Source organism: Fontibacillus panacisegetis, from assembly GCF_900102215.1.
Classification (GTDB): domain Bacteria; phylum Bacillota; class Bacilli; order Paenibacillales; family Paenibacillaceae; genus Fontibacillus; species Fontibacillus panacisegetis.
On sequence record NZ_FNBG01000002.1, the window covers coordinates 88,140 to 100,622 of the forward strand.

12 protein-coding genes and 1 other RNA gene are annotated in these 12,483 nt (G+C 44.0%); 1 reads left to right on the forward strand and 12 read right to left on the reverse strand.

What is annotated here, in order from left to right:
- Position 1: 1 nt before the first annotated feature.
- The 5 genes from BLS49_RS02920 to BLS49_RS02940 form a co-directional block, all read right to left on the reverse strand.
- The gene (locus tag BLS49_RS02920) at positions 2–1,153 is read right to left on the reverse strand and encodes a cysteine desulfurase family protein (protein ID WP_091226598.1); all 1,152 of its coding nucleotides are present in this window, start codon (positions 1,151–1,153) and stop codon (positions 2–4) included.
- A 128-nt stretch (positions 1,154–1,281) separates the two neighbouring features.
- A complete protein-coding gene (locus BLS49_RS02925; RefSeq protein WP_091226600.1) occupies positions 1,282–2,046 on the reverse strand; it encodes a lytic transglycosylase domain-containing protein in 765 nt (254 codons plus the stop codon).
- Between the two features lie 164 nt (positions 2,047–2,210).
- The gene (locus tag BLS49_RS02930; RefSeq protein WP_091226601.1) at positions 2,211–2,624 is read right to left on the reverse strand and encodes a hypothetical protein; all 414 of its coding nucleotides are present in this window, start codon (positions 2,622–2,624) and stop codon (positions 2,211–2,213) included.
- 33 nt (positions 2,625–2,657) lie between these two features.
- Positions 2,658–2,882, reverse strand: coding sequence for a DUF1540 domain-containing protein (locus tag BLS49_RS02935; protein ID WP_091226603.1), 225 nt, complete (start codon positions 2,880–2,882; stop codon positions 2,658–2,660).
- 130 nt (positions 2,883–3,012) lie between these two features.
- Positions 3,013–3,516, reverse strand: a complete 504-nt coding sequence (locus BLS49_RS02940) for a DUF3907 family protein (protein ID WP_091226604.1) — start codon at positions 3,514–3,516, stop codon at positions 3,013–3,015.
- Between the two features lie 207 nt (positions 3,517–3,723).
- Between BLS49_RS02940 and BLS49_RS02945 the strand changes: the two genes are divergently transcribed.
- The gene (locus BLS49_RS02945) at positions 3,724–5,568 is read left to right on the forward strand and encodes a S8 family peptidase (protein WP_091226606.1); all 1,845 of its coding nucleotides are present in this window, start codon (positions 3,724–3,726) and stop codon (positions 5,566–5,568) included.
- 104 nt (positions 5,569–5,672) lie between these two features.
- On the opposite strand, the gene rnpB is transcribed toward BLS49_RS02945, so the two are convergent.
- From rnpB to BLS49_RS02980, 7 genes are all read right to left on the reverse strand, one after another.
- An RNA gene (rnpB, locus tag BLS49_RS02950) (RNase P RNA component class A) lies at positions 5,673–6,080 on the reverse strand.
- A 93-nt stretch (positions 6,081–6,173) separates the two neighbouring features.
- Entirely contained in the window at positions 6,174–7,289 is a 1,116-nt protein-coding gene (locus BLS49_RS02955) for a Nif3-like dinuclear metal center hexameric protein (RefSeq protein ID WP_091226607.1), read from the reverse strand.
- On the reverse strand, positions 7,265–8,032 hold the full coding sequence (locus tag BLS49_RS02960; RefSeq protein WP_245742245.1) for a tRNA (adenine(22)-N(1))-methyltransferase: 768 nt from the start codon (positions 8,030–8,032) through the stop codon (positions 7,265–7,267). The genes BLS49_RS02955 and BLS49_RS02960 overlap by 25 nt, the downstream gene beginning before the upstream one ends.
- A complete protein-coding gene (locus BLS49_RS02965) occupies positions 8,029–8,853 on the reverse strand; it encodes a hypothetical protein (protein WP_091226610.1) in 825 nt (274 codons plus the stop codon). Before BLS49_RS02965 ends, BLS49_RS02960 begins: the two co-directional genes overlap by 4 nt.
- A gap of 119 nt (positions 8,854–8,972) precedes the next feature.
- The gene (gene rpoD / locus BLS49_RS02970) at positions 8,973–10,109 is read right to left on the reverse strand and encodes an RNA polymerase sigma factor RpoD (RefSeq protein WP_091226612.1); all 1,137 of its coding nucleotides are present in this window, start codon (positions 10,107–10,109) and stop codon (positions 8,973–8,975) included.
- A 44-nt stretch (positions 10,110–10,153) separates the two neighbouring features.
- Positions 10,154–11,974 (reverse strand): DNA primase, encoded by a 1,821-nt coding sequence (gene dnaG, locus BLS49_RS02975; protein WP_091226614.1) that lies wholly within the window; start codon positions 11,972–11,974, stop codon positions 10,154–10,156.
- A 43-nt stretch (positions 11,975–12,017) separates the two neighbouring features.
- Positions 12,018–12,479: a YaiI/YqxD family protein gene (locus tag BLS49_RS02980; RefSeq protein ID WP_091226615.1), complete on the reverse strand. Its 462-nt coding sequence runs from the start codon at positions 12,477–12,479 to the stop codon at positions 12,018–12,020.
- Between the last annotated feature and the right edge of the window lie 4 nt (positions 12,480–12,483).

The following is a 12,483-nucleotide window of genomic DNA, read 5'->3' on the forward strand; positions in this document are numbered from 1 at the left end:
ATTAGTTCTCTCTCCCTTTTAAATTCCGCAGTTTACGGACCGTTAAGTCCAGTACTGCCAGCAATTCCTCAACATCTTTCTCCGTATGATCTTCTCCAAGACTGATACGAATACCGGACAGCGCGACTTCCTGACCTTTACCCATAGCCAGAAGTATACGACTTGGCTCAGAATGCTTGGACGAGCATGCCGACTTGGTTGACACAATATAACCTGCTTCCTCAATCATGTGGAGCATCGCTTCGGCCTTCATTCCGGGAAAAGAAAAATTAACGATATGCGATGCACCTGTTTCAGTCGAATTCAGCTCCAGCTCCGGAATAGCTCTAATTCCATCCATTAGCTTGGTTTTTAATGTCGAAAGCTTAGTCTCACGCTCTCTTCTTCCTTCACTCGTCATTCTTACCGCTTTGGACATGCCAACGATCAGAGGAATGTTCTCCGTTCCGGATCTTCTGCCCCCCTCTTGACCTCCTCCCGCCAGTAGAGGAAATAAAGTAATGCCCTCTCTGACGAACAATAAACCAATCCCTTTGGGACCTCTCAGCTTGTGAGCCGATAGACTGTACAGATCAATGCCGCTTTCTTTCAGTGACAAAGGCAATGTCGTAAAGCCCTGCACACCATCAACGTGGAAAATAATCCGAGGATCGTGTTCCTTCAGCATTTTACCAATACGCTCCACGGGTTGAATCGATCCGGTCTCATTGTTGACATGCATGATCGACACCAGGAAAGTGTCCCTTCTGACAGCGGCCAACACCTCTTCAACAGAAACAAGGCCATCTGTATTTACGGGTAGATAGGTCACTTGCCATCCCAGCTGTTCAAGCTGTTTACAGCACTCATATACTGAAGGATGCTCGGTTTCTGTGGTAATTATATGTTGTCCACGGCTTCTATATTGGAATGCTGAACCTTTAATGGCAAAATTGTTGCTCTCAGTCGCACCCGAAGTGAAAATAATTTCTCCCGGATTCACATCCAGAGCCTTTGCGCACACCTCACGGGATTTACTCAGCAGCTTGCTGCTGGCTTCACCTAGCTTGTGTAACGAAGAAGGGTTGCCGTAATGCCGGGCCATGATTTCAGCGACCGTCGTTGTCACGTCTTCATATGGAAGCGTTGTAGCAGCATGGTCAAAATATTTCATCTTATCACCTTTGTTCTATCTTGTTTGTTCGTATTCATGATTTAAAAAAGACCAAAAGAAAAAACGCGAAAACCGGACTGCCGGGGCGTTTTCCCATTTGATCTTGAGTAGTCATAACATAAAATTAACTATACTTCATACTTGGATTGAGCATTCGAAATTTTGGTTATATAATTCTGCGTTTCAACAGGAAGCAAATGAAGCTTCTCCATCAGTTGCTGATCATTAGTAATTCCAAGCTTCTGAAGACGTCCTGGACCAGCATTATATGCAGCAAGGGCTGTGTTAATATCTCCGCCAAAACGTTTGATATTGTTAGCCAAATAACGTGTGCCACCGTCAATATTTTGTGCCGGATCAAATGAATTCGTTACTCCGAGACCTCGAGCCGTTCCGTCCATTAACTGCATTAATCCCTTGGCTCCAACCTTCGATGTCGCTTGTGGATTAAATGAGGACTCGGTCTCTATAACCGCTTTGATCAAACTTGCCGGAACGCCATATTTTTGACTTGCTTCAATAATTAACGCCTCCAGATCCTTACCAACCGACGTCGTTGTTACAGATGCAGAAGGCATATCCCCCATTTGCAGGGATAGCTCATCTTGAATGCTTTGCAGTAAGGGCAAAAAAGATTCATCTATTGAAAAATCGCCATACACATTAGCGTAGCCAAGGCTATTTAACGAAGTTGCAGGAAGACTTTCGATTGTGGCAGTCGATATTCCTGTTCCCCGTCCTTCCGAAATCATCATTTCCTGTAATAATATATCAAACAATGATCCGTCAGTGTCAACAGCAGATCCTTGAGCCGCTGAATTCCCCTGAAAATCAATGCTATTCATCGTTTGAAGCCCTACAAGCTGTCCCATCGTGCGTGGATCAATTTGCATATGCTTACCCCTCTTTACTTCAACTTAAATAAAAACTTATACACTAACTATTTTACACGTAAAAGCACAATATGACCACCCGTATATCACAAAAAGTCGAATTTCCCTGTAAACCTAAAAGGCTAACGTCGTAATTTGACGTTAGCCTGCTTAGTTACCGAGCCTTACCGTGTAAAGGGCATCAATACAAAGTAGCTTAAAGTAGCTACAATTCCAAGACCGATCGCCCATGCTCCTGCGGTTTTTCTGCCTTGGCTATACGCATAGAATCCCATAATGGCCGCGATTGGTCCAAGGACAATTGACCAGATGAATAGTGAAGCGATACCTAGGCCTACCCCAATGTATCCAACTGTTCGACCCGCTGTTCCTTCTTCAACGTCAGACTGGGCTCCCTCTGATCTCTCTAAAATTTCCCGATTTGTACGGTTAACTTCATCCCGGTCGCTTCTTATTCGTGCTCCGGTCATCGGCATAACCTCAGCGGCATATTCTTCCTGATGTGTTTTCCGCGGATAATCAATACGTTTTTTTTCAGATGCAGGATGATGCGGCTTGTGTTTGTTATAATCGCTCATGCATTGCACCTCCAAAGGTCGAGTATTATTGCATTAAGACTTCGGCTTAAACGTGTGGCAGCAAGTGGCTGAAGATGTAGCAGCAGTATCCTTGTGATCCGTTGTAAAAGTCTCTCCGGCAAATTCTGAATCATACTTGCGATTGGCATGCTGATCAATATCAATCATGATCAGGTCTGCCTTGCATACATTTTTTTCTCCCCAATAACTGCAATTAGACACACTGCATTTTACTATCGGTTTATCGCCTGTTGGCATTATAATCACCTCACACTTCATTTTCTCCATGAATCTTGGCACTATGCAGGGTAGTGTGTTGTTAAATCGATGCAAATTTGCAAAATAAAAACCCGGCCACATAAGCCAGGTTCAGTCAACCGTGATTGTTCTATTGTGCTTTATTACGATGAATTCGCAATTGTGTAAGATACTCACTTTCATAATATGTTAACTCGTCACGAAGCTCTTCGAACGCTCTGGTAATATTCATAACTACATCCCGTAAAGGACGTGTAGGTTTTTTACGAAAACGAATGGCATCTTGTCCAGTATATGCGTAACGACCATCTTCGGAATAGCTTTCATTTTTAGGATAGAAGAAACGATTCACGCAATCATGATATACTCGATACAACACTTTTTCAGCAGATTCCTCATCGAAAGTCCCCCGCCGCAGTACGATGCCGAGTTTCTCATAACATTCTTCAGAAAATACCAACAATTGACGAAGGTCACTCAAAAATCCGCGGTAAAACAATTCCATCTCTTCACCTTGACCTTCAACAAGCAGAGTCAATGAATAGTGATTCAAAAATGTCTCAATGATGCTAATGTTCTCCTTCAGCTTTCCCCATGCACTTTCGCATAACTGCTGGACATTACCTTGTGGCATATTTGTAATTCTCCTTCTCCGTCATACCGGGACAATCTCAATAAATACCGTCAAATGTCGGCAATTTCCGGCATAATTCGTATAGTTGGTATGTCTTTACACATCGTAACACAAATTAAATGTAAGCGCTAAATGAAATGGAATAAAAAATTAATCATCTCCTCAAGCTATACATATTCAGACATATAGTCAAGAGGAGGTACTTTAATGAAGTGGCAGAAATGGGCTGCGCTAGGTATTTCAGGTGTTGCAGCAATTGCTCTCTTTACTACCCTGTATCCCGCCTACAACGTTCCTGTTCGACAAAATGCAAGCAAGTCAGTGGTTCCTACTCCAGGGCAAGAACAAAAACTTAAACAAATGATGCTCCAAAGAGATATGACTGCTACAGAAAAGCTGGTGAGACTTGATGCTAATAAACATCTGAAGCTGCTTGCGAATTCCTTCTCCAAAGCACAGGCTGCTGATTTACAGAAGGACCATCGCCAATTCCAAAATATAGTCTGGTTCGATGGAGAGAGCAACAGGGAGCAGAAGCTGATTCATCCACTGTTTAAAGCAAATGCTTCAGAAAAGAAACAAATTAACAATTACTTGACGTTTGCCAAGAAAGCGATCAAAAAAGGCAACGCTTATGAATCTCCTCTTTTTCCACAGAGCAATCCAAAATATTATGTAACTGCGCAACCAGCCAAAGGAAAACGACAAGGTGTAATCGCATTAATGGATGCTGGCATACTTAATCGTGTCCAGGATCATCAAAACAAAAATTTACGTCTCATTCCTTACCCAAAAGAAGGGAAATATAAAGTAGAATCCATTCATGCCGACACTCATCGTGACATTACCGTCAAAACCGGACACGATAATGAAAAGGCGAGCCATTTTTATGAGAACGAGCTTGTTGTTACGTTTGAAAATGCGCCATCCGCCCGAGATATGAAGCAGATTGAATCTGAGCTTAGCTGTAAGCCTGCCAAAAAAATCGGTAACACTTATATTTTTCACTCGGATACAATGACAATGCAGCAGCTTAGATCCTATTTCGAGCGGCACTGGAAACCAAACTATGTAGAGCCTCATTATCTGTATATGACGAACGAGACAGACACTCCTGAAATTCCTAATGACCTGTTGTTCTCAGAGTACCAATGGAATTTACCCATAATAGAGACGAACCGTGGCTGGAAGCTATCAAAAGGAAGCAATGATGTCATCGTAGCGGTTGTAGATACAGGTGTAGATATTAATCACCCGGATCTGAAGGGGAAACTGCTCAAAGGCTACAATGTTATAAACCCGGATGAAGACCCATTAGATGATGTCGGACATGGTACTCATGTCGCTGGAATTATCTCCGCCAAGGTAAACAACAATGAGGGTATTGCTGGAATGATGTGGGGAGGTAAATTATTGCCTGTAAAAGCACTTGATAATACTGGCTCAGGTACTACTTATTCAGTAGCTCAGGGCATTATATGGGCAGTTGACCAAGGAGCTAAAGTTATCAACCTAAGTCTTGGCAACTACGCTGATGCACAGTTTTTGCACGATGCTATTAAATATGCTTACGACCGGGATGTCGTAATTATTGCGGCAACAGGCAACGACAATACAGAACGTCCGGGATATCCTGCAGCCTATCCTGAGGTTCTATCAGTATCCGCTACCGATTACAATTTGAACCGGGCTTCTTTCTCCAACTATGGTGATTATATCGATGTCATGGCTCCAGGAGAAAGCATTGCCAGCACTTACCCTGATAACCAGTATGCAGCCCTGTCCGGTACTTCAATGGCGAGTCCTCATGTCGCTGCTCTAGCTGCGTTAATACGTTCTATCAACCCTGATTTAAAAAACACGGAGGTCATGGACCTTATTCGCAAAAACGTCATCGATCTTGGAGATTCCGGGCGTGACAAGTACTTCGGCTACGGTCAAATCGATGTATACTCCGCTCTTCATGCGGCTGGTGGAAACAGTTCTTCTCTCCAATTCTGGCCCCAAGCCATTGAGCGTAAAATTCAAAACATAGTCGAAAACTCAAAATAATTTTTTTCTTATGAGGATACTAAAAGGACCTGTGGCATATAAGCCTCAGGTCCTTTTATGAGCATTCATTAGTCAATGATCATAACAATAATAAGCGTTGCAGTGATGAAAGTTTGCCGTAAGCCGGGTTCTGTACTACTTCGCGGTATTAACGGGAACTACCCTCCCGCCTTGAGTGACAATCATCTATCTAGGCCGCTCATTACTGAACGGCTCCAGCGACCAACCTGAACGCATCTCGGGCTAAGACTGCTTCCTTTAACAGAAGCTGCGTTCCTTTAGGTCTTGCTCCAAGTGGGGTTTACCAGGAACGAAGTCACCAGCGTTCCTCGGGGTCTCTTACACCTCGGTTCCATCCTTGCCTGTGCTGCTTTGCAGCAGCCATCGGCGGTCCATTTCTGTGGCACTATCCTTCGACTCGCGTCGACTGGACGTTATCCAGCACCCTGCCCTATGGAGCCCGGACTTTCCTCCCGCGGCCTATAGCCGCCGGCGATTGTCTGTCAAACTTTCGTAGGCAACACTAGTTAGTATACAGGCATACCATCATAATCACAAGTACGAATCTACGGCAGTTTTAACGCATTATGCCATTTCCGTCACGATTACATAAATACGAATGGTTCAGTATTTACCTTAGACACATGAACCTTCGTGTCATATTTATCATCACTCAATTTCTCAGCAAGCCAAGCAGCAACGCGAGGTTTCATTATTTTCTCTGCATTGTGACCTGGATCGATGATCGTAATTCCAGCCATTAAAGCATCCTGAGCTGTGTGATAGTCTACGTCCCCAGTTACAAGCACATCAGCACCGCGGAACATCGCCGTTTTCCAGTAACGTCCTCCAGAGCCTCCGATCACCGCTACCTTTTTGATCTGCCGATTTAAATCTCCCACTACGCGAACCGCAGGAACTTCTAATTTTTCCTTTACTCTCTGAACAAAAGAATTCAAACTGACCGGCTCAGCAAGCTTTCCAACGCGACCTAATCCGAGACTACGTCCCTTAAGGTCCACAGCATATAAATCATACGCAACCTCTTCATAAGGGTGACTCTTGAGCATGGCCTGAATTACTTTACTGCGAATACTTGCAGGAACAAGCGTCTCAATTCTAATTTCTTCAGCTTTTTCCATTTTCCCCTGCTGGCCTATATACGGATCGGTCCCTTCACCCGGAAGAAATGTGCCATAACCCTCAATATTGAAGCTGCAGTGACTGTAGTTGCCTATTTGTCCGGCTCCAGCATTCAAAATCGCATCCAGAACGCGCTGATGATGATCCTTAGGAACAAACACAACCAACTTATAAAGATCGTCTGTATGAATATCATCTATGGGAGAGCCATTTTCGATCCCTAACACTTCAGCCATCCAGTCATTCATCCCGCCATCTGTAACATCCAGATTGGTATGTGCCACATATACGGCAATATCGTTCTTGATCAGCTTCTCATACAATTTGCCCATCGGTGTGTCGCTTTGTAAATGAGCAAGTGGACGATAAATAATCGCATGATGGGCAATAATCAGATCTACACCCTTTTCGACAGCTTCTTCGACTACTTCCTCGTTTACATCCAAGGCCACTAGTACACCGCGGATTTCTTTCTGCAAGGAGCCTAATTGAAGACCAATCTTGTCTCCTTCCATTGCTACATGCTTCGGAGCCAATTGCTCCATATATTGAATTACGGTTTGACCTTTTGCAAACATGTCAGCACCTCCTTAAGCTGGTGGGATAAACCTGCGAGTTGTTGTTCCTTCTCACGGGAAGCTTCCTGATTGGACGATGCGACTGATTTACGAATTTTGTTCAGCTTGTCCAATTCAGACTCCCATTTCGTGATCAGCACATTCGTGGGTTGCTGGGTCAGCCTTGGTCCCATCATTAGCAAAAGTTCCTTCGTTAATACCGCTCCTCCAGGTAGCTTTCGCTCCTGATAGAGCAACTCATTCAAAGCAGCAGCTTCAGGCTCTGACACCGCCGTAATGATCTCATATATTTTACCGTCTTCCTCAAGAATAGACTCCTCCAGTAAAAACCAATTATGATCAAGAAGCCAGCGTCTAACAATATCTTCACCTACATTGGGCTGGAGCACTAGTCTGTTCACCCCGTCAAGCTTATCAGCTCCTGCCGATAAAATGGACGCAATGAGTGCACCGCCCATGCCAGCAATCGTAATTGTATCTACTTCGCCTTTCACAATAACGGCAAGACCGTCACCTTTGCGCACATGCACCTTGATATTTAACCCTGCTTCGGCAACCTGCCGTGAAGCAGCTTCATACGGACCTTCGTTCACTTCACCCGCTACTGCATAAAGAGCGACACCACTCTGAACCGCGTACACAGGTAACAGTGCATGATCTGAGCCAATATCCGCAAGCCGGCATCCGACTGGAAGTCGATCCGCAATTTGCTGTAGCCTTGCTGAAAGCTTGGTAAGCTTCATGATGAAATCCACACCACCCATTTTTTTCGTAAACTATATAATAATACAAATGCTACTACAATTTTCGCTAAAATGATAATTTCCATTCCTTGAGCCGACTGTTGTCTGAGCAACAGCCCGTCCATCTCAGGCATGAACCATAACGTAAGGGACGCTGCGAACATCACTCTGGTTAACCGCTTGATTCTGTAATGACACAACCAAGTTATCCAGAAGAAAATAATACTGAGCGGAAGCCAAAGCAGTTGGAGCATGCCCCATGAAGATTCGGGATGAATCCATCCGAAGAAAAATGCATATAACAGCATGCCGAATGCTAGGCCACAGTACAGCAAAATATTAAAACGCATAAAGACGCCTACAGTAAACCAGACTATTCCACATACGGAAATTAGTATCGACGTTGCCGTTTCTCCCTCCCACCCCTGCAAAGCTATCATCAGACTTCCCAGTCCTAGCAAGATCAAACTTCCCGCTCCCGCCAGAGCAAGCGAAAGCAGCTCGTGTCTATGTCTATGTATAGCTGAAAACAAATAACCAAGAGCAGATAATAATAACGTAATTGCCATTTGCAATGGCCAAGGAAAAAGGCTAAAATAAAAAACAATAAAGAAAATGAAGGAAATAATTCCAAAACCAAGAAACCATGACTTTAAATTCCCTTGTTGTATTGAGCCTAAAGAAATGATGCTTCTAGAGGATTTGATCTCCTCATCATGATAAAGTTTTTCAAGAAAATCACAATATTGCTCTGGTAGAAGTCGACCTTTTCTCCAGTGATTAATTTCCGCAAGTATAACTTCCCTTTTGTCACGATCCAAGCTAATACCTTCTTTCATCATTAGGATGAGTAGAATAGTCGTGAGAGAAAGAACTTAAATATATAACTGTGAAAAAAAAGACCTTGCTGCTAGCTGCAGAAGGTCAGAGTGCTACGCGCCTATTCAAGAAAATCCTTCAACCGCTTGCTTCGGCTTGGATGACGCAATTTGCGGAGTGCTTTCGCTTCAATCTGACGAATTCTCTCCCGCGTTACACCGAACACTTTACCGACTTCTTCAAGTGTTCTTGTTCGGCCATCATCCAATCCAAAACGCAGACGAAGTACATTCTCTTCGCGTTCTGTAAGCGTGTCGAGGACATCCTCCAACTGTTCCTTTAGAAGCTCATAAGCTGCAGCATCTGCTGGAGCCATTGCTTCATGATCTTCGATAAAATCTCCCAGATGTGAATCGTCCTCTTCACCAATTGGTGTTTCAAGTGAGACCGGTTCCTGGGCTATCTTCATAATTTCGCGAACTTTCTCAACACTAAGCTCCATTTCAGCTGCAATTTCTTCCGGTGCTGGTTCTCTACCGAGTTCCTGCAACAGCTGACGGGAGACACGGATCAACTTATTGATCGTCTCTACCATATGCACTGGGATACGAATTGTTCTTGCCTGATCGGCAATCGCACGAGTAATTGCCTGACGAATCCACCACGTAGCATACGTACTGAATTTAAAGCCCTTTTTGTGATCGAACTTCTCAACCGCTTTAATCAGGCCCATATTCCCTTCCTGAATGAGGTCGAGAAACAGCATACCACGACCTACGTATCGTTTAGCGATGCTGACCACAAGGCGAAGATTCGCTTCTGCGAGTCTTCGCTTAGCCTCTTCATCACCATTCTCGATACGCTTGGCCAATTCCATTTCATCATCTGCAGTCAGGAGCGGAACTCGGCCTATTTCCTTCAAATACATCCGTACCGGGTCATTAATTTTAATTCCGGGAGGAAGCGTTAAATCGTCATCGTAGGAATATTCACCGCCATCGTGATGTTCGCCCTCATCACCATTATTTCTATTGGTTGTTAACTCTTCATCACTGTCTCCAGTAACGTCAATTCCCAAATCCCCCAGCTGTTCAAAAAACTCGTCCATTTGTTCGGGTTCTTGATCGAAAGTAGAAAGTTTCTCCATGATCTCTTTATAAGTTAATGAAGATCTTTTTTTCCCTTGTTCAATGAGGCGATCTTTCACTTGCTCCAGTGTTAATTCAGTTTCTAGTTCAGTATGCTGATCATTCGTCATTTACTGGCTCCCTCCTCCCTAGAAACATCCCAACCTACATCGTTTCACTGTCTCTCTAGGGCAATAATCTCACTTGCAATATGTGCCGCACGCATAAAGTCTCCAGCTCGTTCAGCCGCAACCATTTCTTCCTTCTTTTGCTTAATTTCATCAGTAAGAGGAACTTTCTTGATCTCACGGATGCAATCGTCCAACTCCTGATCACTCCAAACCGGAGTATCCATCATTGCAATAGAAGTAACGGTCTGTTCTAACCGCTCATCCTGAAGCGATGAAATAAATCGGCTGGCGTCCGGAGTTTTTCCTTGTGCATAATAGGCGTATAGATAAGCAGCAATTGCTGCATGATCATCGATGTTAAAGTGATCTCCAAGTCTGTCACCCACATAACGGGCAACTTCTTCATCCTGTAGCATAAAGGAAAGCAATCTACGTTCAGCAACGTGATAAGCAGGCAATAAAGTCGGCATTGATGCCTGCCCCTTTTTATGCCTACCATTATTCCACCTTTTGTCCTTATTATCCCCTACAGGAGTCTTTTTTTGCATAGCTATCCGCTTTTCATTACATTCCTGTTTCAGGCTGTCAAATGACACCTGCAGTTCAGCGGCTAATTCCTTTAAATAGATCTCTCGTTCTGTAGGTGACGGTAAAGGTGCGATTACTTCCATTGCATCCTTGATATATGCTACCTTACCAGCTTCCTCTAGAAGTATATGGTTTTTTTTCAGATATATAAGCTTAAATTTGACAGATGAAACTGCACCATCCAAAACCTGCAGCTTAAACCGTTCAGCTCCGTATTTCTGAATAAATTCATCAGGATCCAGTCCTTCAGTCAGAATCGCAATTTTGACGGTAAATCCAACAGTTTCAAGTATCGGAATACTTTTTAACGCAGCAGCTTGTCCAGCTTGATCGCCATCATAACAGACTATAGCCTCATCTGCTAAACCCCTCATCATCGCGGCATGACTATCAGTCAGAGCCGTTCCCATCGTAGCAACTCCGTTATGAACTCCGGCCTCCCATGCACTGATTACATCACCGTAACCTTCAAATAATACAATTTGCCGTGTTTTACGGATTTCCGATTTGGCTTGATGAAGATTGTACAGTATTCGACTTTTGGTGAAGAGTCTGCTCTCGGGAGAATTCAAGTACTTGGGTTGACCTTCTCCGAGAATTCTTCCAGCAAATGCAATCACTTTACCATTTCGATTGTGAAGCGGAAATATGACGCGGTCACGAAAACGATCCACGTAACCAGTACCATCATGCTTTGAGGACAAAAGTCCACCCTTCTCCATGGCTCCCAGATCAAAAGACCGCTTGTCCAAAAATTGTACAAGAGTATCCCAACGTGCAGGCGCATAGCCGATCTGAAAAGTATCGATAGCCCTGTCCGTAAAACCTCTGGACTTTAAATAATCCATTGCAGGTTTGCCATGCTCCGTATTCTTAAGCAAAAAATGATACAGTTTCGCAGACCATTCATAAGCTTGCAGCAACTGTTCAAGCTCAGGGTTTCGTGAGGATTCTCCTCCCCCGCCCACTCCAAAATCAAAAGGAATATGGACTTCTTCAGCCATCATTTTTACGGCTTCCGGGAAAGTGAGTCCTTCAATTTCCATCCTAAACTTGATAGCATTTCCGCCCTTGCCACAGCCGTAACAGTGAAAAATTTGCCGTTCAGGTGTCACCGTGAAAGAAGGTGTCTTCTCCGAATGGAAAGGACATAACCCTTTCATATACTTCCCTTGTTTAGTCAGATGAACGTGCTTGCCGACTGTGTCAACGATATCATGCTGCCGCAAGACCGCCTCGATGACTTCTTCCGGAATATTACCTCGCCCGGTACTCATCCAAACCACCTTCATCTTTCGTTAGCACGTAAATAATAATTCGCTAAAATTGTACATTCTCCTGCAAATGTTGCAAAAGTTTTGTCAAGATATCTTTAAAATTTGAGCGATCCTCATCAGTAAAGGGTTTGGGGCCTTTAAAGTAACGCCCGCCGCGACGCGCCTTCGCATGATAATGGCGTCGCTCCAGCAAATAATCAATATTCCCCGGGTGGAATATTTCGCCCCGGGGAGACAATGTAGAACATGATTTAGCTATCGCCAAGGCAGCAAGGCCGTAATCCTGCGTTACGACAATGTCATTTTTGACGATATGATTAGCGATATACAGATCAGCACTTTGCTGACTTCGATCTACCTGAATCGTAGCTACACCCTCACTCTGCTTCAATAAATGATCATAGGATGAAACCATGAGCACCTGCACTCCGAATCGTCCTGCAATTTCTACAATTTCAGTCTTTACAGGACAGGAGTCTCCGTCAACGACTATACGTGTATTCATCGCC